The following is a 22064-nucleotide window of genomic DNA, read 5'->3' on the forward strand; positions in this document are numbered from 1 at the left end:
GCGATGACTTCAGGCGACTCGTTGAACACAGCTTGGCATGTTGGATTGGTTTCTCAGCCATGAATAGACACCATTGATCTGTTGGGCAATGCCTTTCCAACCATACTGGTTTTGGATCAATTGGCGTCCGCGAGCACCCATTTCGGCCCGCTGTTTATCGGTTAAGTTCATGGCTTCGAGAAGGGCGTCCGCGAGCGGGTCGGCTCCAATATCGACCCACCAGCCGCAGTCATGCTTCTCGATTTCGCTCCATGGCGCGCCCTTGGTCGTAATAACCGGCGTTTCGCAGCTGAGCGCTTCGGCCACAGTGAGGCCAAAGTTTTCGGTGTGCGTTGGCAGCACAAAGAGGTCCGCGTTTTGGTAGGTCTTCCACTTGGCGTCGTTGCATAGTGGCTCGCAGAAGGTAATGTCTTGGCGGACACCCAATCGTGTGGCGAGCTTCTCCAGCTCGGCCTTGTGATTGTCTTCCTCGGGGCCAACAATTTGGATGCGCCAACCGGGCTGACGGACTTTTGCCCACGCTTTGACCAGATTGACGAGTCCTTTGACCTTCTGAATGCGGCCCAGGAACAGCAAAGTTCTGATTTCCGGATTGGCGCGCTTGCTTGATTGGGCTTTGAGCATTTCCAACTCTTCGTCGGAAATGATTTCGACGCCGTTTGGAATGACGGCTACCGGGCTGGTGATGCCCAATGCGCGGATGTGCTCCAGCTCGCTTTGCGCTGTGGCGTGGAGGCAGGTCGCTTCCTGCAGCACCCGCTTTTGGTAAAGGCGCCAAGCCAGCTCTTTCTTGAGCCGCTTATGCTTCATGGCCCATGGCGCGGTCATGCCGCGGGGAGAGACCATGTAGGGGATATTGGTCTGGCGGGCAAATTTGGGACCTGCGTTCAGGAATGGAAGCCACAATCCGTTGACGTGGATAATCGAATCCTGATGCGGCGTGATGTGCTCGCTCAAATAGGAGTCCGCATTGGTCGCATCGGCGTTGAGCAGGTAGCACTTCGGGCCATTGACGATGAGCGGAGATGCGCTGCTGCGCGAAATGATGGATACGTCGATGCCTTGCGTGACCAACTCTTTGCAGACTTGGGGCACGGAACGGGAGAGACCACCGGAACTTGCGTCCAGGTCTTTGACAAAATGGAATACGCTGGCGGAGTTTAGCTTTTCCGCAGATCGGTAGAGCCAGGAATCACGTCGTTGTGAACGATCGCTTCGGCCAGAAACTTGAGTCAGAGAACCTAAGTTTACGGTGGCCGAATCCTTGGCAAAGACCGGAGCTGTATGTTTCAGTAGTGTAGTCATGAGCGCTTTGACGGGCTAAGGTATACATGTTTAGGGAGGTAGCATGCTCCCCACATAGTTGCCATCTTGGTTGCGCGGGATAGGTGATTTGTACAAGCAAATTCGCAAGCACCTCATTGGAAGTGATTTGCGAAAGTAGTTGTGCAAATGCGCGAGTCATGGATTGGATAGTAGCATGCGACATACCAACCACACTCTTTTAGAAGTATAATTGAGCAGCAGCCGCAATTTTTCGATAATTTTAACGGCTACCTTATGAATTTTTTGGGCAATTGCCAGCCTAGAATTCTACTCAATGTGCTTGAGACACTGATCTAGTATTCTCCTCAGTGTCTTCATCGTAATCCTCTATTTCGTCCGGGTCATCTGCTTCAGGCATCAGGAATTTGTGCAAGCCAATGTAGGCTACAAAGGCTACGATCGCGCCTTTTGTTAGCTGATTCAGCACCACTACCAGTTCGGTTTCCGCCTTGATTGACTGATAAAAAATGAAGGGTAGCCAAAAGATAAAAATCGCTTCTTTATGCGTGTAAGTGACTGCGATGCGATAGATGAACGCATAGACCCCGCCCCATATGAACATGAATATCGCACCGCCGAAGCCGGCATAGTTGGCATAAGCTTCGCCCAGAATACTGGTTCCCATTGAGGTGCCTTGCTCAAGAACGAGACCAGTAAACCGCTCGAAGTTCTTCTTACCGCCAGCCTCAGCTTTGTTTTTCATGATGGCGCGCGGGAAAATCGAGCTGATGATCGCTTCCTTGACGGTTTCGCCTTCGGCATGGGGTTCCACGAGCGGCACGTGGAGCATGATCGCGGAGATAATCCAACCTTGGTTTATTCGCTGGCCGGCAGCTTTGAGTGTCTGCGTATCGAAGAAGGCATGGTCTACAAACACTTTGTCGTATACCGCTGCGACAATCGAAGCGTCCTGGTTTGCCCAGACTTTGCTTCGGTAATCCGCTTTGATAACCTGGATCGTGAACACGCAAAAGAATCCTGCGGCAAAGAACATGGCCTTCTTGGTGGGATTCCACGACATCGTGTGATACCAATAGCAGGCCACCAGGCTGACCCAGATAATAAGGTCATGGAACATGGCCGTCTCAGCACTCTGCAGGAGCAGGGTGGACATCGCCAGCCCGGTGTAAATGTAGCGCCGCTGGTGCCCGCTGTAGAGGAAATACAAGGCTGCGACATACCGAAGCTGCGTGAGCAACTTCATTAAAAACGCCAGCGAGCCCGGGGCATAGGGGTAAGCGTATTGCGCCACAAGGCTGATGATGAACAGCGCTATGCCTCGGTAAAAGAGTTTGTTGTCGCTAAGTTTTGTTAAAAAATCTTTCTGATGTGTTTCATAGGGAAACAGCGCCAGACCGATCAAAAATACGCAGGTTGCCGGCAGCACGAATCCGAAGTATCGCGCTTCTTCGACGTACATTTCGTAACGAATATCCGTGGAGCCAATTGCATAACCAATCACCGGACCGACCAGCCACTGTAAGCTCGCGATGGTTGCCGTGATCTCCAAAATCGGGATATGCGTATCCAGTCCCCGATAAAATGACATAAACGCAACGGCGAATACAGCGAGGGCTAACGTACTGTTGGGCAGCAATTGAAAGCTGCCCAACAAGCCAATAACCGCATAGGCTGATATCGAAAATAAGCGAAAATTCATAAATCAAAGGCCCTTAATAGTGGGGCTATCGCATTCTCGCAACTGTAGTCTGACCTAAATTCCCGCAGTGCGGCCGGGCGCGGAAACGGACCCTCTGTCGGCAACTCATTAAAATCCAGCCGACGCAGCGGAGCTTGTGTGGTGGCCTCCTGCAAATGCGTGATCTGCTTCATTTCCTGTGGATACCAGACCTCCAGGCCCGCCGCCCAATACTCGAAGAGTTTATTCGGCGCATTATAAACAAAGTTCAAGGTATTGCCGCGGTATAAGATGAGGCCGACATCGTAATTGTGCAGCCGTTCGGGTAGTTCATCGTATTGCCAGCCTTGGGGGAAAGTTTGCACATTCGGAAAGTTCTCTTTTTCGAGCCATTCCCAAACCGCCGGGTCGACGTTAAATCCGCTGATAGTCAGCGTGGCCTTATCGGGAAATCGTGCGACCCATTCTACGAGCTCGCGAATGTAGGTGTCGTGAAACGATGCCGAGCCCAGGTAGAGTAATCGAACGGGCCCATTTATGGCGGGTTGCGTAGATTTACGGTTCCAGGAAAGAGGTGGGTAGTTGGGCCAAATCTGAAATTTCTCCGCAGCAATCTCCGGATTATCCTTCGCGAGAAATCCGCTCCGGCTTTCGTTGGTCTGCGAAATCCATTCAGCGCGGGGAAACAGTTCACTCTGCTCGGCTTTCTGGCCAAGCTTTACCAGCTTCATGCCCGGGCGGTCGTAGTCATGCGGGGCATAATACTCGTGGTGGTGGATGAAGAGCCGGGCTTTGCCGCCAAGCAACCGGTAGTAAATCCAGGCCGCAATCGCTGAGTGTGGCTCAATGTAGAGGATTGCGTCGGGCTTGAATTTTCTGAGGGCGATGGCGCAATCCCAGTGCCACTTCAGGCATTGATAAAACCGCAGGAATGCCGACGTGCCAGGGTTGACAAACGGTAGGCGGTGTATGCGCACGCCGTCGCAGTTAAATTCTGGTAAGGACTTCCGGTTGGCACTGGTCCAAACGGCTGCATCGACGTCATCCATCGATGCGAAGATCCGGATCGCATTGGTGGCTGGCGGGTAATACTCCAGCGGTAAAATATGAACGTAGGCCAGCCGCATAATCAGCTTGGGGAGAGGGTGCCGGTTTGCGCGAGAATGTTGGACAAGATCGAGTGATAGTCGCGCTGGTCCCGCCGGACTCGGGCAGTGCCAGCGCTCGCCATCGCCCGGAGCTTTTCCGGGTCTTGCAACAGGGCTTTTATTTTTTGAGCCAGTGTTTGGTAATCCGTAAAGAACAGCGCTTCATCGTCATTAAAGAATGACTGTGTTTCGCGATTGGTCTCTGTCGCCAGAATCGTTCCGCAGGCCGGGATTTCGAAGGTGCGCGTTGTGTGGAGTTCAGGGAAGCGCTTTGAGATTAAGCCCAGTGATATCCACGACTTGGAGATCATGTTGACGTAATCATCGCCAAAGACTTCGCGGCCGGCGAAGCTGAAGTGCGCGTCATGCTGATGCCTCTGGCAAAAGTCTTCCCAGTTAACCCCAGCAATGCGCAATGGCACGCCGGCTGCGAGCAGTTGCTCAGCGCAGTCCATCCGGTCGGGTTCGCACAGGCCGATAAAGGAAACTTCGGGAACTTTTTCCTCGAACGCAAATCGTGGGTAGTGGACCTTCGCGTCATAGGCCTGCGTTGTCATGAGCAAGCGATCTGCGGGAATCCATTGGGCATACTCTGCGGTCTCGAATGACTTCGTGCTCACCGCGTAATCATAGAGCGGAAGCGAGGCGTTGAATGCCTTGGATTTATTAGTGTGAAAGGCGGTGTCGGGCGTATAGTGGATTAGCTTTCCCGTGGAGCGGCGCAGCAGCTTGGTCGTATCCAGTGAAAGGTAGGCGGCCTTGTCCGTCCAAATAAGATCCGGTTGATTGGTCTTGGCGATCTGAGCCAACTCATTTTGGACGAGTCGATTGGTGGCCTGCATGACTGGGCCAATCTTAAAGCGCATGGCCAAGGTGCGGCCCCACCGAGACGCTTGCAGATACGGTTTGTGCGTATCGATCCAATGCCAGTGCCATCTCGGGGTGATTGTCCGCAAAGTTTCAGCACGCATCCGGGATGTCGTGCCGGGAGTCAATATGCCGATGTAGACAGCGTTCATGGCGAGGTTTGACCGGGTGAATTTTGCTCAGTGCTTGTCCAAGCTGGTGGACATCACATCGGCTAATCGATCTCCGATAGCGCCCCAGGTGTGGTTGCCCAAGGCATGGGCGCGGGCTTCTTCGCGCATGGCCATGTAGCGCGGACGATCCTGAATCAGTGTCTCGATTTGCGTGGCTAGCGCATCCGGAGAAACCGGTGCATCCAGCAGAATGCCCGTTCTGCCATCGATGATGAGCTCGGGGATGCCGAACTTGTTCACGCTGATCGAGGGGCAGCCAAAGTATCCTGCCTCGGTGATGACGAGCGGGTTGGTGTCTTCGCGGGTTGGGTGTAGCAGTAGGAAGGCGTTCGCTAGTATTTCGCGAAACGTCTGTCGCTCGGCATCGACATCCGGGCGCAGCTTGCCGTGAAATTGAACGCCGGGTAGGGCCAGTACATCGTCCGGAGGAGTGCCGCCAATGATATGCCAGCGTATTTCCGGATGTTGCGCCCTGAGCTTACGATAGGCTTCGGCCACGAGGTCACCGCCCTTCTGATAAAAGTGCATCGCGATGGTCACGAAGTCGAGCGTGTCGCTGCGCCACTCTATGTTTTCGGGTGGCTCCAGCACGCCGCCACGGCCGAGGGCCAGGTAGTGGTCGCCCGTCAAATGGTAGGCTTCGCGCGCGCGCTCTAGCCCCCACTGCGATTCAAAGAAAACCCCTTTGGCATTTTCGAGAAACTCTGCCTCTTTCGCCCAGATGCGCTCGAGGTCTGATTTCTCGAAATCCTCCAACTGGAAGGTGTTGAAAAAAAACGTATGGAAGACGACATCGAGGTAAACGTAGTAAGGCAGCCGCGGTACTGAGTGGCACCAGCGGGTTGCGGAGCGGAAAAACACGGCGTCAGATTCTTCACCGATGGCTGCAGATACCTGACGGGCATTGGCATCCAGCGTTTTCACGGAGAAGTAGGAAAACTTGCCCGGCCGCTTTAGGAATTTTCGGTTTATCTTCGAGGTAAAGTTCTCTCGGGCGCTGACTTTGGGTGTGATGGGCGGTCCGGCGATGACATTGAAATGTCGACGTAATTGCTCCTGTGCATGCCAATTAACCGCGAAGGAACCTCCACCGGATGGTTGGTGGGGCAGGTCCGTGATGTATGTGATGGTGCGTTTCACCGGTCTGAGCTTCGGAGTGATTTTGGCTCCAACTGCTGAATTCGTTTACTCTGCTTCCAAGCCAGAACTTGAGACCAACCACTGCTGTAGGCGAGCTGCTGTAAGCGGCGAACATTCTTCCAGCCAAGAATTGGCAGCAAAATGCCTAATGCGCGGCCTCCCTGCATCTGTAGGTTGCTACCACCAAACCGCGCGACTTCTGACTCCGCCTGTTTTGCCAAATCTGCGAACTCAGGGAAGAATTGAAACAGCCACATCTGATGGCGGTCGGCACAGATTTTCCGAATGCGCTCACTGCATTCTCGCTCAATTAAATTATCGCAACCGAGCTTGGTGGTTAGCCAGGCTGACTCCATTGCCTTGCGTCCGCGTGAGCCGCTGAGCGAGGCAGTTTCCGCTTTGCGATAAGCATACAAGGCTTCCGGTGCATGGCGCACTCCGCTCGATGCCAGCAGTAGCCGGATGCTGAAGTCGAAATCGTTGTTGAGGCTGAGCTTTGAGTTCCATCCGCCTGCTCGCTCAATGACCGCTTTGTGGATCAGCCATTTCCAGCCACCCATCATGCCTTCGTTTTTGGTGAGCGATTCCACCAGCCAGTCCATGGGGTTCTCGTAATCCTGATTGGTGGATTCAATTCTGGGGCGCGCACTTTGCCAGTCATTTACAAAGTAACCCCAACTGCAGTCGGCAATCGCGTTGCTGTCAGATTCTATGGCCGCTAACTGCGCGTGAATGTGATTTGGCGAGAGGGCGTCATCCGCATCGAGAAATTTTAGGTACTGGCCTGCCGACTCAGCAATACCGCGATTGGCGGCGGCGGATTGACCAGCGTTGCTTTGCTCAATCAGCTTAATGCGTTTGTCGTCGAAGGTCTTGACGATGGCCGCGGTATCGTCCTTGGAACCATCATCAATGACAATGATTTCGATATGCTCATAGCTCTGCTGTATTGCCGACTCCAGTGTGGTTTTAATCCACTGGCCGGCATTGTAGGCGGGTATGATAATGGATACCAACGGGCGCATTACTTAGCGTATCGATTGAGGCCTTTTAACAGTTGGGCCCAAGACAGGCCGGATGCCTCACAGGCCTCGCGGGCCAGTGCCAGGTTTTTTCCTTTTACGGCCAAAGCAATTATCCGCCGTGCTTGGTGTTGTTGTATCTTCTGCAAGGCGGCTTCGCGGTCTGCGGGCTTTAGCGGACAAGTATCCGCAGTGAGCGCTTGCCGGGCCACTTGGTAGCCGAGGATTAGATACTCGCGCTGTGCTTTCGCGCTGCGGATTTCCTGACCTTCGTGAATGCGCCACCACATCAAGCCCGGGCCAAAGAGGATGACATCCGACAACGCCGCGAGGCGTAGCCACATATCGTTATCACTCGCCACGCCATAGGCACCAAAGCCGCCGAGCTTCGCAAACGCGTCGCGTCGCATGATGGCTCCGGAAGGGCCGCAGCTCAGGCAACCGCGGTCAATGAAATGCTTCTGATACGCCTGCTCGGATGAGAGGAGGAAAGGGTAGGGCTTGGCGGCTTGCTGTTCGGAATGCTCCAAGCCCAAGCCGGCCTCGGGATGGCTTTCCATTGCGCGCACCATCAAGCCAAGGGTGTGCGGATAGATGACGTCATCGGCGTCGACGTATTTTAAATACTTTCCGCGTGCTTTTGCCGCTACCGCATTGCGGTTTGGATAGTCGCCAAGATTTTCTTCGTTTTGGTAGGCGCGAATTCTTGGGTCGGACTCCGCCAGCTTCTTCGCGACGGCATACGAGTCATCCTTGGAGCGATCATCCAGCAGGATGATTTCATAGTCTTCGTAGTCCGATTGCAAAATACTCCGCACGGTCTCCTCAATGAAGTGAGCGCGGTTGTAAATGGTTACCAGAACTGAGACCGTTGGAGACGAAGTGGATGGCATGGAATGATTGAATCGAAAAGCGATTTGAAACGCGTCTAGGGCCTGGGTGCTTCGACTAATAACTGACGCATGGTTTCCATTTGTTGAGCGGTAGCGTGGGCGGGCTCAGAATGCACGGCAAACGGAAAGAACGCGGCGGGCAAAAACTTCATCGCAAGACGTCGGGCAAGGCGGACCAGCAGGTAGGCCTTGGTTTGAAACATCATCGTGAGCTTAACGTAGCCGCCGACGACCAACCTGCGCATGGGCGATGGTGAAAAGTCGCGCAGCCATTCGTTGTAAACTTTGCTTACGTCTTCGCGGTAGTCTCCCGGTTGAAACAGGAGGAACTCGAGTTCAAAAAAATACTGTCCCTCCCAATCCTGTAGCCGGTTGCTTGGGCTATTGATCCTGCGTAGAAACTTCGTGCCTTCAGTCAGCCGCGTGCGACGCGAAGCGATGAGCGTTGGCGAGAGTGAGTTGGTGATACGTTCCATGTCGCTGCGACGAATGAATGCGTCGGGCAGGGCCGACGGGTATTTTTCATACTGCAGCTCCGAGGCAATGGCGCGCGTGTGCAAGTCTGAGTCATCACCGTAGAAGACTTGGTCATTGAAGCCGCCAATACGTTCCAAGGCAGATCTTTTCCACAAAGTTGAAGTGGTTTGCCACGGGCAATCGGAACGTAGAAAGCGGCCAAGGTCATCGCTGCCCTGGAGGTGGTTCCAAAGATCGTCACTGTCCGCCGGTTTTTCGCGAAACAGCATGACCACAAAAACCCAAAAGTCGCATTCTGGGCTTTGGCTGACTTGCCGCATGCGGTTTTCCAAACACCAGGGTGCCAGCATGTCGTCCGAATCGAGGAACATCACGTAATCGCCCTCGCTGGCTTGTATGCCGCAGTTTCTGGAGCGTGATGGCCCCTTGGGTTCGCCGGTGCGATCCAGGACGCGCACTTTGTGCGAAGCATACTGCTGGATCATTGTGCGCTCGGGTTCGCTCGAGCCATCGTCGACTACGACGACTTCCCAGTGATCGTAGGATTGCGCTTCTACTGAAGCCAAGGTTGCTTGCAGTAGTTTACTCCGATTGAAGTGCGGGATGACGATGGAAACCTTGGGCTTCATTGTGCCTGCGAAGCTTTCCCGCCAACGACGCGTCCCAGCTTGCGGATGGCGCGTACTGGTAGAGTAGCGGCAAATTTTCGCTGATCAAAGCGCCAGGGGATTCGGCCCTTTCCTGCCGTAGCGTTGTAGCAAATCGTCTTGGCCAGTGGCCACAGGTTGTGCGGCCAAAGATAGCGGTAGGGTGGGTCGACATAGTCCGCCTTGTGCTCCACATCATAATGGCGCTGGGGGCTAAAGTGGCGATGATAGGCCTGGATGCTAAAGGCGGGATTGCGTACCTCGTAACCAGCGTTTTGCAGTTCGAATAAAAAGCGATTATCGCATCTGACTACGCCGAGCGGGAAGTCAGCATTGAGCGGTAAGATCGGCCCCCGAAAGACCCAGGCGTCCTGACTGTCATTGCGGTCAAACAGGATCGGTGCCGCCGCCGGTTGGTCATCCCAGCGGGCAAGCGCCCAGCATTGCTCGCGCCGTAACTCGGTCTGCGCTAAATGTATGCTTTGCCCGAAATAAATGTCTGCATTGGCGATGATGCTGATGTCGTCTGGTGCAGCGATTTCATTCACCCAATCAATGTAGTCCTGCAAAATCGGGCGGCTTTGCACCTCGCGGATTCTTAGCTTTACGCTCGCGGGCAGCTCGGGATTTCCTTCGCAGAGGACACTGACTTCATCAATCAGATCCAGGTTGAGATTGTTTTGCAGGCACTCGTTGATCTCCTGTCGCCGCGTTGAATCGCTAATGGGATAGGCGGTTGTAAATAGCCGGATCATTCAGAAATTCGTTGCGGGTTTATCAGTGCTCCTAGGCGTGCAGAGTTTTCTCATACAGCGCCTTGTAGCGAGCGGAAGCCACTGAAACATCGAACCGCTTAACGGCGTCTTCCCGGATGGCCTGCAAGTCGAAGTCTGCCTGTAATGCAGACTCAATGGCGGTGGCCAAACCTGATGGCGTCAGATCCTTGGCGAGCATGCCATTAAAGCCATCCAGCACCGCTTCGGGCACGCCACCGATGGAGGTGGCTGCGACTGGGGTTCCGGTTGCTAGCGCTTCAATGATGACGTTGGGGAAATTATCACCGCGGGTTGGCAGAACGAGCAAATCCGCAGCGGAGTATAGCAACGCCATCAGACGCTCGTCCGAGACGCTACCAACGGAGTAGCTCGGTATGCCATCGACGGAAAAGGTACCACTGCCTGCGGATATAACCGCAAGGTCTTGCTTGGGTGAGATACGTTTCAGCGCCTCCGCCAGTATGTCGCTTCCCTTGCGGTAGTTGCCGAGCTGCTCGGCGACGGTCAGCAGCAGCTTGGCGTTTTGAGGAAGGCCAAACACATCACGGGCGAACGTCTGCGGATACGGTTTAAAGGTGTTCGTATCAATGCCGTTGTTGATCGTGATGTGCTCAAAGCGGCCCAGCATGGCGGATGCTTTGGACTCATTGCTAAGCCATTGGGAAGGCGTCACGATGACGAGGCGATCGGTGGGCATAGCCTTGATGCTTTCGGCCTTGATCGCCGCGAGCTTTTCATCTTCGGCCTTAACGGCGTGCGATGCCTGCTCGCGGTCGCAATCATAATGAAAGCCACCCATGAATGGATGCATGTCGTGCAGCGTCCAAAAAACTTTTTTGTCGGTGCTTTGGAAAAAAGTGGGCCAGTCCAGTAAGTCGGAAACCCAGTGCAGGTGGATGGCGTCGGCTTGCTGTGATTGGGGTAAGGCGTTGATGTCGTAGTCACTGCGGGGCCAGGAAAATGCGGCGTGTCCGGTGTCCAGACGCTGCCGATCCTGCTGCCGTTTCATGGATTCGTTGAGCGCAATGCCAGCCCTCCAGGCGATTTGCTCATACCAGCGCGTGTAACGTTTCGGAATGCGAAAGCAGCCGTCACGCGGAGCCTCCGGGCCATCAAGAGAGCCGAATTGATTTTCCACACCGAGCGCCCTGAGCCCATGGTGAATGCGCGTAGCCGCAATACCGGCTCCTCCGGACGAAAATGTGGAGTATTGCGCTATTTTCATAACTGCGGCAGAGATACGATTTCTATGCTGCGAAAGGTTAAGCTTCGCGCCAAGCAAAGATATTTACCTGATGGTCGAACCGCCCATCTTGCGGTTCGGAAATAAATGGCTTCTTGGGAATGAAGCAGGTTGCTTCGACGTAGTAACGCAGACCGCTCTCGGTTAAAATTTTCAAAATTTTACCGAGCTCCTGTTCTTCGCCTTTGATAGAATGATACTCGATGAAGATTCGGTCGACTTGGGGCAGGGCGTGCTTCGCTTCTTGAATGACGCGCATTTCGGCACCTTCGATGTCGAGCTTCAGAAAATCCACATGCTGGTCCGCAATGATCTCTGACAATAAAAGTGCGGGCACTTCGTTGCTCGCATCGCTTGAATCACCCGCTGCACCACCGTCGGCATTATCTGATAAAAAACTGAGGGAGCCCGGTTCGTCCCAAAGCGCCCCGTGCCGATGGGTGACGTTTTGACAATCGTAGGTGTTGCAGTTCTTTATCAGGATTTCATTGATGTTGGGATCGGCCTCAATGGTGGTGACTTTGGCTTGCGGGTAGCGCTGCTTTAAAAAGAGCGTGGCAAGGCCAATGTTTGCGCCACCATCGATGATCACCGGTTCCTTTTTGCCGCACTCGAAATCGTAGATGCCGCGGATATAGATTTCGTCGTGCGCCGAGAGGAATGAGGCTGAGTCACAGAAGGCGAAGTCCCGATTGAAAACGTGGAAAGTTTTTTAGCCGCGCATATTCGATTTAACCGATGCCGAAGGGGGCGGTTTTCCGACCAACTCTCTCAGCCGGGATTTTAGCTTGCCGGGTATTATGGATCTCCAGTGCATTGCTAGGGATTGGATTCGCTGGTTTCGGTCAGTGGGCCTGGACCGTTTGAATGGCTCGAATGTAATTTTGCGCCACAATTTCCAAATTGATTTCTTCGTCGATAATGCGACGGCTTTCGCGGCCCATTTGCTTCAATTTTGTGGTGTCTTGAAATGCCATGCTCAGTTTTTCCTTGAGGCTTACGGCATCACCTTCCTTGAAGAAGTAGCCGTTTTCACCTTCGCGAACCAGGAACTTTTCGGTGCCATCACAGCGGGAACAAACGACTGGCAAACCAGCACACATCGCATCGTTGATCGACAGACCGCCGATGCCAGCCAAAATGTATAGCGAGCTGGCATTGAGGTGTGGGGCGAGTTGGTCGGCCTTGTGAATCGCGCCCAGGAACTTTACATGCTTGGATAAACCCAATGACATGCTTTGCTCTTCCAGGTTGGCTTTCTCCGGTCCGTCGCCGACGACGATGAGCTCCAATGCCGGGAATTGACTGATCAAGTCGGTCATCGCGGTAAGAATTAAATCCACTCTCTTCCAACCCACCAAGCGGCCCACATGGATCATGCGGTAGGGGTTATTGTCCTGCGGTGGAGCATTCTTTTTGGCCGTTTCGCATTGGCTGATCACTTCATCAGTGTTCGTCGAGTTGCGCACGACTTGTATCTTTTCTGTTGGGACGCCAAATGACTCGTAGATGCGGACCCCATCCTCGTGGTAGACGACATGCAAGTCCGGATGATTGACGATCCTGGTATGCCATTCTACGGGCTTTAGTAATGTGCGCCGCCGAACGCAGTTCCCGTAAAGACGGTGCAACTGCAGCCACTTAATTGGCGCTCCAATTGGTCCCAAGCTAGACAACTGAAGCTCGATGTTTTTGGGCACCGCATCAATGGCCTCTTCCTTGGTAGGCGTCTCGAAGGGAATGCTATGGAAGATCACTGAGATGCCCATGCGCCTGACCGCGTCATTCAGTTTTTCGTCAAACGCGAATGCGGCTTGGTAAACTAATTGCACGACGATGCAGTCAATTTTCTTTTCCGCCAAAAAGCTTTCCAAGCCAAGGAAGGTTGCATACTTGGGCCGCACTTCCAAGTCGTACAGCCCAAGCATTCTTTTGGCAGGTATCTCTTTTTCTTCCAAGGTTGACCAGTGGTAGTCGATGCCGTCGAAGTCCTGGTGGACGCCTTTGCCCAAGTGGGTGTTGGTACCGGCAGGCGAGATTTGATATATCTCAAGCGACGGTTCGTTCTGGAGTCTATTGAGGAGATCCCGAAAATACGGGACTACGCCAAAGCCTAGAAAGAGTATGTTCATGACGTTTGCTAAATCGTGTAATAGGCCAGTCGGCGTTCCGCTACTTTGCGGAGCGGTAAAGGTCTATCGCCTTTTGAATGCCGTCGCGGAAAGACACTTGGTATTCGAAGCCATATTCCTTTTGCTTGGTGGTGTCGCCGCCGCGGGCAAAGACACCGGCAGGTTTATCGGACAGACCGACAACCTCGGGCTCATAGCCGCAAACTTCAGCTGCGATGCGTGCAAACTGCTTGAAGCTGGTGTAGATGCCAGTGGAGAGATTTAGCGCATCGCCGTCGTCGATTTTATCGATGGTGGCCAGCACGCCGTCGACGCAGTCTTCGATGTAGATGAAGTCACGCATCTGGTCGCCGGTGCCCCAGACGGTCAGCGTGTCTTCGCCCACATGCGCCATCGCACGCTTGCAGATGCTGGGGAAGGGGTAGCTGTCGTCCTGGTCTTCGCCGTAGCCGGAAAATGGGCGGTAGCATGCGGACTTGAGGCCGTGCTTTTCGTAGGCGAGACGGGCAAGGTATTCGCAGGTTAGCTTGGCCCAGCCATAGGACATGTCGGGCATACCGATGTCATCATCAAAGGCGATCATGTCTTCCTTGAGCAGTTCATAGCCTTCTGCGCGCTGGCGTCCAATCGGGTAGGCAGCGCTGGAGCTGAAGCACGCGGTCTTGGCAGGCTTGGCCTTCTCCGCCCACTGCCAGTATTCGGCGTCGATGGATAGGTCGTCAGCCACGGCGAGCGGATGGTTCTCGATCATAGCGCGTCCGCCAACCATCGCGGCGAGATGGAAAACGTAGTCGAAGTCGTCGTCGCGGTGTTGCTTGAACCACGCGCGGCAATCCTGCTGATAGAAATGGAAGTTCGGATAGTCCTTCGGGTTAAAGAGTGGCCAACCCTTATCCGGGTGAATGCCACCGGTGAACTCTGCCACCGGGTCAACGCAATGCACTTCGGCTCCTTGATCCAAAAAGCGTTTACAGAAACGGCGGCCGACGAAGCCAGCGCCTCCTGTGATTAGGATTTTCTTCATAGTATTATCGGGTGTAGCTTTCCTGTTTAGAGGTGTAAATTTTGCGATATAAACCGGCGCACTGCTTCGGTGTCCAATCTTCGAGTGAGCGTTTACGGTTGGTGGCACCCAGATCGGTTTTAGTCAGCTCAAATGCCTTTTCCACTGCAGCAGATGCGGTGGCTGGATTTTCCGGGTCGAAGGTGACGTTGCCCGTTTCGGTGAGCAGTTCGCCGACGTCCCACGAGTTGGGACCTACGACCACTTTACCAAAGGTCATGCCCAGAGTCACGTTGCCGGAATTGAGGACTTTGAACCTGGGGATGAAGAGGACATCAGACGCATTCAGGAAGGTTTGCGCGTCATCTTCTTCCACAAAGTCATAGTTAAAATTGTACTGCGGGTGAAGCTTGTAGTAGAGGCGCTTCCAGTCCCGTATCCAGTACTTGAGCCGTATCCACGAAACGTCTGCGAGTTTCTCCCGCCAGCGTGAAACCAGCAGTAGTTTATTCTTGGTTTTGGCACCCTGGAAAGCCTGCAATATGAGATCGCATTCCTCGAAATTGCGAATCGAGCCAAATACCAGCATCACTTGGGCATCCTGCGGAATGCCAAGCTTTTGGCGGGCTTCCTTTCTTGAAATTTCGTTGGGCAGGGATGCGTAGTTGGCGTGGGGGATGATGGCGTGCGTGGGAGGCGTGTCGCGATAGAAATCCGTATTCCGGTAGCGTTCCTTAAACTCCTCAATGCTGGCATTGGCGAAGTGCACAACGACATCGGCGTAGCGGTAAAAGAGCTCATACATCCGCTCCCACGCCGGATCATTTACCGAGTCATGGGGCAGGAGCACGTGACGCGTGATTACTATTCGAGAATGATCGGCCCAAAATTTCAGACGCTCTGCCACACGTTCTAGCAACTCGTCGGTCAGCTCTTTCTGATAGGCTTCCTGGACCTCAAAGGTTACGTATTCGGGGAAGTGCAAATGCACCACATCGTAGTCTCCCTCGCGGTTCCAGAATGTTTCGTGGCAATGGGTTATCTGAATGCCCATGTCTGCCATGGCCTCGTGTAGATCGACCAAAAAGCGATTTCCGGGGAGTGGAATGTTTGCGACTAAAACTTTCATTGGATAACTTCTGTGGCGGAAAAGCGGCTAGGATGCCTGGATCATCGATTGGACGATTCTCTCTGCGGACTTGCCGTCCCAATGCTTGGGGCGGTAGGGCTTGGGGGCGATTTTACGTAGTTCCTGGTAGGCCATGCGGATGCGGTCAACTTGATTGCCTGCCAGGATACTGACGCCACCATTTTCGACCAGAGTCACGGGGCGTTCGGTGTTTTCCCGGAGTGTCAAACAGGGGGTGCCCAAGACGCAGCACTCCTCTTGGAGTCCGCCACTGTCGGTAAGCATAACGGATGCTTCCAAATTAAGTTTCAGCATCTCGCGGTAGCCTACCGGCTCAAGCGGGTGGAAGTTCGCGCAGCTCATTAGCTTGCCCCATGAACTGGTCCCCTGCAGGTTTTTGCGCGTCCTTGGATGAAGCGGCATGATCACCGGAAATTCTGCAGCAACCTCATCGATGATGAAATCAATGATCGGGTCCAGGATTTCCGGACTATCGACGTTGGACGGGCGGTGCATGGTGATCAGGCAATATTCGCCCATCGGCTGTGGTAGCTCTTTGCGAGGCACGCCGGTAATTTCGGTGCTCAGATAATTCTCTTGAATGATCTCCGATAGCGATAGCTCCCGGGCGGCCTTTAGCTCGTGCTCCAGGGTATCGATCATGATGTTGCCCACTTGCACAATAGATTCTTCTCGGACGCCTTCCCTGCGGAGATTTTTATCGGCAAACTCATCTGTGGTTAACAGCAGGTCTGACAAGCGGTCCGTTACCATGCGGTTAATTTCCTCAGGCATGCCTAAGTCAAAGGAACGCAAGCCGGACTCAATATGGGCGACTTTGATGCCCGCCTTCTTTGCGGTAATGGAGCAAGCGCATGTAGCATTCACGTCGCCAACGACAACGACCCAATCCGGCTTTTCGGCCTCCAGGATTTTTTCAAACTCGATCATCGTTTGCCCCACCTGCCACGCATGCGAGCCCGACCCGATACCCATGGAGTAATCAATCTTCGGTATTTGCAGCGTTTCGAGGAACGTCTTCGACATGCGGTCATCGTAGTGTTGTCCGGTGTGAACCAAAATGCTTTCGATGCGGCAGGATTTACCCACTTCACTTTCGTTGCTATTTCTGATGGCGCGCAGAAATGGCGCGATTTTCATGAAGTTGGGTCGCGCTCCAACGACGGATACAAATTTTAAGGTTTTCATGTAGCAGTTATAATATGGTGGTGGGTTTAGTAGTATTTAATTGCTGCCGAATCCGGCTTGGATTTGCCTGCTCAGCGGCTCGTGTTGCGAGCGGCATCGAGCACTTCCTGCAAGCGTTGGACATGCTGTTGAGTATTATAATTGGATCGGATGTGCTCGCGCGCGTTGGTGCCCATGCGTCGCGCCAGCTCGGAATCTTTTAGCAGGCGAACCATCCCCTGGGCCATTCCGTCGACATCCAACTCGTCCACCAGGAAGCCGGTTTCGCCTTCGATGACTACGTCTTTAATACCGGCGTGCCGTGTGCTGACTACGGGCAGCGCAGCGGCACCGGCCTCAAGGATTGTATTGGGCGTGCCTTCCGCATCACCATAACTGGGGATGACCGAGTGCTGGGCAAAGCCGCAGGCCCGGGTAAAGTGTTGTTGAATCTCCGCGTGGGGAATGGAGCCGGTGAAGGTAATCTTGTCATCGACCTTTAAGACTTTTGCCATCGTCTTGCAGGTTTCGAGCAGCTCGCCATCGCCGATCATGATCATCTTGGCATTGGGCACTTCCTTGAGGGCGCGCTCAAAGGCGAGGATGTTTAAGTAATTTGCCTTGATGTTCGTAAACCGACCAACAGACAACAGTGTCGGCTCATAGCTCGGGCTCAATGTGTAAAAAGAATCGCGGGGGCCGTATGGATTATAGGTGAGCTTGGTGGGGCTGCAGCCCAGTTGCTCAATCTCACGCATCATGTATTTGGAAACGCCGAGAATACCAGATGCATAGTCGAACATTACCTCATATTGTGCCCGCATTTCCTTGGTTAAGTAGGGCTGGCGATGCGCGTCATGACCGTGGAAATGAACAACCAGCGGGATGCCCAATCTTTTAGCGTAAGGCGCGATGCTGGCACCGATGTTTCCAAACTCTGCTAAAATCAAATCCACGCCGTGCTCATCGAAGAGCCCGCCGAGCGCATCCGTGATGGCGTCGTCCGATTCCAGTTTTTGCGTTACCAGACGATGGTATAGGAACTGTGGTAATAAACGCTTGGCCTTCAGCGCGAATTTATTGCGGCTGTAGAAATGCTGAATCTGCCGGCCCTTGTATTCGTAGTAGGGAGGATATTTGTGAAGGCAGATGATCTCACCGGTCAAATTTTCAATGTGAATGCGAATGAAGTCTTTAATGACTTTATCGTCATCGAATCCGATTACGCAGGTAGTGCTCTTCTGGTTAGACATGGTTTCAGGCTCGGGGAATGATGATTCGCTTGATTTTCCCGGCAAACATGCGGCTGCGAACCGCTTTATGTTTGAGATAGCTTTGGATGGGGCGTTTGCGCTCACCGGCATTGTTGATCGCCGGATTGGGCGATGGGAGGCTAATCCATTTAGGGATGTTGATACGGCCCGGTTTGCGCCAGCGCTTTATTTGGTCACGCAGGACGTCGGCCCAGATGTCCGCACCGTGATCCATGGTGTATTCTTGGAGAATTTTTTCTCGGCTGGCGCGGGAGAATTCAGCCCAGCGATTTGGCTCGGCCAGCAGCTTTTTAATCGCGCCGGTTAAGGCCTCGGTCGAGTCGTCGAGAATGTAGCCATTGACGCCGTCTTCGATTAATTCCGGGATGCCGCTTTTATTAAAACGACAGATCGGAACCACGCCGCAGGCCATGGCCTCCATGAGTGCAATGGGTAGCCCTTCGTAGTCGGACAGCAGGACGATGACGTGGCACTGCAGCATCGTGTCCTGAATTTCCGTGCTAGGGATGGAGCCGCCAAAATAGACCGGCAAGCCTTGGCCGATTTCTGTCAAGAGTGCGGCAGCGGCATCCTTTTCAGGGCCGTCGCCGTAGAGATATAGCTCAACGCCGGGCACTTCTTTGGCCGTGTGGCAAAATGCGCGGACGACGTTGAGTATCTTCTTTTGCTCGGTGACTAACCGGCCAAAGAAGCCGATGCGCAGTTTACCGGTGGGAGGCGATACGCATCGACCCGGAACCGGCGCTCCATAGGGAATGCGGTAAACGCTGGTGGCGTCACTTGCGCAGGAGTTGATCTGGCGCTTCAGCTCACGGGAAACACCGACCATGCCGCTCAGGCGAAAGTCTCGCTGCCCTGCAACAAACTCTTCCTGGAGCGCATCGCAGTATTCGTAATCGGAGTGCAGGATGCCGACGGTGGCAATGCCTGCCTGGCGCACCCACTTGCACGCATAAAAAGCGGAGGTAACGACGTTGGGCAAAAACACATCGGTGGGCGTTTGTTGAAGCTGCGCCAGTGTCCAGCGAATGCTGTCCTGCACGTAATGTGGATTGTGTGTTTTTGCGTGTGGAATCTTGTTCTGCTCTAAAAATTTGACCAGCGGTCCATCTTCTCCGGTATGTAGAAACACGAGGCAATGGATGGCAAACCCGCGCTTCTGCAATGCGGGCATCAACCAAATCAACCAGGACGCCGGGCCACCGATATTGCCGGGCTTGTCAAAGGCACAAAAGGTAATGTGCGGTTTTTCAGTCATCTCAATTGGCCTCCCATTCGGCGAGTTTTTCCCGGACGTACCTAAGGTCTTTTTCCATGTAGATGAAGTCCAGTTTTTCCGCGATGCGTCGCCAGTCGTATTCTTTTAGCACACGTTCGCGGGCGGCTTTTCCACGCGAATTGTCCTTCAGGGAGGCTTCTACTTTTCGAGCCAAATCGTCAATGTCGCCAAGGGTATAGGCGAAACCATATTGACCGTGTGAAATGGCTTCCAAGCATCCCTTGTCAATGGGGGCCACAATGGGTTTCTGGTGGGTCATGGCTTCCAGAATCAAGGTTGGTAGGCCCTCCCGCTTGCTGGTGACGATGACGCCATCACTGCCAGCAATTGCATCCTGTACTCCCTGATGATCGAGTGCGCCTATGATCTGCAGATTTTCGGGAGCTTCAACGCCATAGTCCTTACGCAATATCTCCGCGCTAAGACCGGGACCAGCCATGACAAAATTTCGCTGAGGCATGGCCTTCGCGAGCAACGCAAATTCTGCAGGGTTTTTTACCGACTCATTTCGGCCAACGTAGAGCAGGTAACGACTCAACCCGAATTTTTTCCTGAAGCGTTCAGCTCTGCCTTGATCGCAATTCTCGACATCGACGCCGTTTGGTAAATAGAAAGTGGAAATGCCATGATTCTCGCGGTATTCATCGCGCTGCCATTTAGCGACTGAGAGGCGGATATCCGCCGAGGGGGCGAGATTGAGCAGGGCGTCATTAATTTCCTGCTGCCATGGCTCGACGGCGCTGGAGTCACTATCCGGGAAGTAATTATTATGATAGGTGTGAACCCAGCGTATGCCATGTTTCTGTGCAGACATTCCCCATTGCATCATCCAGGGAAATACGTGCGAGTGGATGCAACGGACACCTGTTGGACAGTATGTTACTAGCTCTTCACGGATTATTTGCGTTAAATCATTAAGATCGGGAAAATACTTTTCGCTTGGAATGATATCGCATCGATGGGATGTGTAGCGATGAATGGCTTGGATATGATTGCGAATGCCGCCAAATTTTAAGTTGGCACCAATGATAACATCTGGCGGCAATTTTTTCGTATCATTCTTCCAAGCCTCGTATTGTCTGCGTTGGCGCTCCGTCCGCTTCCTGTGACTGCGCATAGCCAATTTATGGGCTGCCAACTTTTTGTAGCCCGTGTATTTAGATTGAATTAAGTCTAAAATCATCTAGAGCAACCTATCTATAGCAGGTGATTTGGGGCTTTCGGTAAAGCATCATTTACTTCAATTTGCCATGGCTTGAACCCTGCCGTTTCATGATTGGGAAGGTGATTCAGATGATACGTGTGCATCCAACCAAAGCCTTTCTGCTTCGCGTTTCGACCCCAATGATTGGTCCAAGACATGGCATGTGAGTGTAAGGCGAGACAATCTGTGATTTGCTGAATCATTAGATTCTCCAGTCATCGATCATAGTTCGTATTTACAGCCATTGCTCAACCGCCTGGGTGGCCTTGTTTAGGTCTGGCTCGCTGTAAATAATGTCCAATGCTTTGGCGATTTTACGCCAGTCGTAGTGATCCAGAACGCGTTCACGCGCTTTAGCACATCGAGTGGTGTCGGCCAAAGCAAGGCGCGTTTGCCGGACCAGATCTTCGATGTCGTCGGTTTGGTAGATGAAGCCATAGCGACCTTGGTCGATGGCCTCGCGGCTACCTGCTTCATCGGCGACTACAATCGGCTTATTTTGTGTCATGGCTTCGAGGACGAGCGTTGGCAAACCCTCGCGGTAACTCGTTACCACCAGCGCAGCGCATGCAGCTATGGCGTCCTGCACCCCTGCACGGTCTTCCTTGCCGTGGATGACCAAATTCTCCGGTGTTTGCTGCTGATAGTTTTCTTGCAGGATTTTTGCGTCAAGGCCCGGGCCAATCATTAAAAATTTCTGATCGGGCATTTTTTCCGCGAGCTGAGCAAACGCGCGTGGATTTTTAACTGGATCATCCCGCCCGACGTAGAGCACAAAGTTTTCGTGACCGGATTTTTGAATGAACCGTTCAGCCTGAGCTTTATCGCAGATCGCTACATCGACTCCGTTCGGGAGGTAGAGCGATTCAATGCCATAGTCTTCCAGCAGCTCTTGCTGATGCCAGCGGGAGACACACAAGCGGATATCGGCGCGGGGAGCATGATGAATGAGGCTTTCATTATAATCCAATTGCCACTGAGGCATTTCGGCTTTTCCGCTGTGCTCGGGGAAATAGTTTAAATGATAGGTATGAACCCAGCGAATGCCTTTGGCTTGGGCGTTTTCTCCCCAAACCAGAATCCACGGCATCACGTGCGTGTGAATTGCTCGCATTTGTGAGGGGAGGTATTCTTGTAAGGCTGCCTTGTGTCGTTCTCGGAGGTTTCGGCTATCTGGGTATATGGTTAGATTCGGAACGGCCTCCACTTTTAAAGTAGAATGCTTTCTGATTGCTTCAATATGATTCAGAACCCCTCCGCCGCAAAAAACGTCGCCAATGATAACCTCGGCTTTTGCGTCTTCTAATTTTTGCAGGTAGCTATTGAAGATTCGATCGCGCTTCGCTTCGATTTGTTGGGCTTTTCGTTGCTCGAGATAGAGCTCCAGCAAGCGAAGATATCCACGGTATCTTTTTGTAAGTGATCCGAAAATGCCCTGATTACCCATCAGATTTGTGTTAGTCGGCGGTATTTATTGATCCACTCTTGCAATTACTAACAGCTG

At 53.2% G+C, this 22064-nt stretch carries 19 protein-coding genes; all 19 read right to left on the reverse strand.

Going from position 1 to position 22064, the window contains the following annotated elements; genetic code table 11:
* Nucleotides 1–9: 9 nt before the first annotated feature.
* Entirely contained in the window at nt 10–1305 is a 1296-nt protein-coding gene (locus tag O3S85_RS13545; RefSeq protein ID WP_269540968.1) for a glycosyltransferase, read from the reverse strand.
* A 292-nt stretch (nt 1306–1597) separates the two neighbouring features.
* Nucleotides 1598–2986 carry a hypothetical protein gene (locus O3S85_RS13550; RefSeq protein ID WP_269540969.1) on the reverse strand — a complete coding sequence of 463 codons (1389 nt, stop codon included), beginning with the start codon at nt 2984–2986 and terminating at the stop codon, nt 1598–1600.
* Nucleotides 2983–4092 carry a glycosyltransferase family protein gene (locus O3S85_RS13555; protein ID WP_269540970.1) on the reverse strand — a complete coding sequence of 370 codons (1110 nt, stop codon included), beginning with the start codon at nt 4090–4092 and terminating at the stop codon, nt 2983–2985. The genes O3S85_RS13550 and O3S85_RS13555 overlap by 4 nt, the downstream gene beginning before the upstream one ends.
* Before the next feature lie 2 nt (nt 4093–4094).
* Nucleotides 4095–5132, reverse strand: coding sequence for a CgeB family protein (locus tag O3S85_RS13560; RefSeq protein WP_269540971.1), 1038 nt, complete (start codon nt 5130–5132; stop codon nt 4095–4097).
* 27 nt (nt 5133–5159) lie between these two features.
* The gene (locus tag O3S85_RS13565) at nt 5160–6293 is read right to left on the reverse strand and encodes a glycosyltransferase family 4 protein (RefSeq protein ID WP_269540972.1); all 1134 of its coding nucleotides are present in this window, start codon (nt 6291–6293) and stop codon (nt 5160–5162) included.
* Nucleotides 6290–7318, reverse strand: a complete 1029-nt coding sequence (locus O3S85_RS13570) for a glycosyltransferase family 2 protein (protein WP_269540974.1) — start codon at nt 7316–7318, stop codon at nt 6290–6292. Before O3S85_RS13570 ends, O3S85_RS13565 begins: the two co-directional genes overlap by 4 nt.
* On the reverse strand, nt 7318–8208 hold the full coding sequence (locus O3S85_RS13575) for a glycosyltransferase family 2 protein (protein ID WP_269540975.1): 891 nt from the start codon (nt 8206–8208) through the stop codon (nt 7318–7320). The genes O3S85_RS13570 and O3S85_RS13575 overlap by 1 nt, the downstream gene beginning before the upstream one ends.
* Before the next feature lie 35 nt (nt 8209–8243).
* Complete coding sequence (locus O3S85_RS13580) at nt 8244–9314, reverse strand: glycosyltransferase family 2 protein (protein WP_269540977.1); 1071 nt, start codon at nt 9312–9314, stop codon at nt 8244–8246.
* Nucleotides 9311–10087, reverse strand: coding sequence for a hypothetical protein (locus O3S85_RS13585; RefSeq protein ID WP_269540979.1), 777 nt, complete (start codon nt 10085–10087; stop codon nt 9311–9313). Before O3S85_RS13585 ends, O3S85_RS13580 begins: the two co-directional genes overlap by 4 nt.
* A 31-nt stretch (nt 10088–10118) precedes the next feature.
* Nucleotides 10119–11333 (reverse strand): glycosyltransferase, encoded by a 1215-nt coding sequence (locus O3S85_RS13590; protein ID WP_269540981.1) that lies wholly within the window; start codon nt 11331–11333, stop codon nt 10119–10121.
* A 37-nt stretch (nt 11334–11370) separates the two neighbouring features.
* On the reverse strand, nt 11371–11943 hold the full coding sequence (locus O3S85_RS13595; RefSeq protein WP_269540983.1) for an FkbM family methyltransferase: 573 nt from the start codon (nt 11941–11943) through the stop codon (nt 11371–11373).
* Nucleotides 11944–12196: 253 nt separating this feature from the next.
* Nucleotides 12197–13483 carry a glycosyltransferase family 4 protein gene (locus tag O3S85_RS13600; RefSeq protein WP_269540985.1) on the reverse strand — a complete coding sequence of 429 codons (1287 nt, stop codon included), beginning with the start codon at nt 13481–13483 and terminating at the stop codon, nt 12197–12199.
* Between the two features lie 40 nt (nt 13484–13523).
* Nucleotides 13524–14507 carry an NAD-dependent epimerase/dehydratase family protein gene (locus O3S85_RS13605; protein WP_269540986.1) on the reverse strand — a complete coding sequence of 328 codons (984 nt, stop codon included), beginning with the start codon at nt 14505–14507 and terminating at the stop codon, nt 13524–13526.
* A gap of 4 nt (nt 14508–14511) precedes the next feature.
* Nucleotides 14512–15615: a glycosyltransferase family protein gene (locus O3S85_RS13610; protein ID WP_269540988.1), complete on the reverse strand. Its 1104-nt coding sequence runs from the start codon at nt 15613–15615 to the stop codon at nt 14512–14514.
* Nucleotides 15616–15642: 27 nt separating this feature from the next.
* On the reverse strand, nt 15643–16824 hold the full coding sequence (wecB, locus tag O3S85_RS13615) for a non-hydrolyzing UDP-N-acetylglucosamine 2-epimerase (RefSeq protein ID WP_269540990.1): 1182 nt from the start codon (nt 16822–16824) through the stop codon (nt 15643–15645).
* Between the two features lie 71 nt (nt 16825–16895).
* A complete protein-coding gene (locus O3S85_RS13620) occupies nt 16896–18056 on the reverse strand; it encodes a glycosyltransferase family 4 protein (RefSeq protein WP_269540992.1) in 1161 nt (386 codons plus the stop codon).
* A 4-nt stretch (nt 18057–18060) separates the two neighbouring features.
* Nucleotides 18061–19335, reverse strand: coding sequence for a glycosyltransferase family 4 protein (locus O3S85_RS13625; protein WP_269540993.1), 1275 nt, complete (start codon nt 19333–19335; stop codon nt 18061–18063).
* Between the two features lies 1 nt (nt 19336).
* Nucleotides 19337–20539 carry a glycosyltransferase family 4 protein gene (locus O3S85_RS13630; RefSeq protein WP_269540995.1) on the reverse strand — a complete coding sequence of 401 codons (1203 nt, stop codon included), beginning with the start codon at nt 20537–20539 and terminating at the stop codon, nt 19337–19339.
* 256 nt (nt 20540–20795) lie between these two features.
* Entirely contained in the window at nt 20796–22007 is a 1212-nt protein-coding gene (locus O3S85_RS13635; protein ID WP_269540998.1) for a glycosyltransferase family 4 protein, read from the reverse strand.
* Nucleotides 22008–22064 lie beyond the last annotated feature (57 nt).

It is taken from the genome of Cerasicoccus sp. TK19100 (assembly GCF_027257155.1).
GTDB lineage: Bacteria > Verrucomicrobiota > Verrucomicrobiia > Opitutales > Cerasicoccaceae > Cerasicoccus > Cerasicoccus fimbriatus.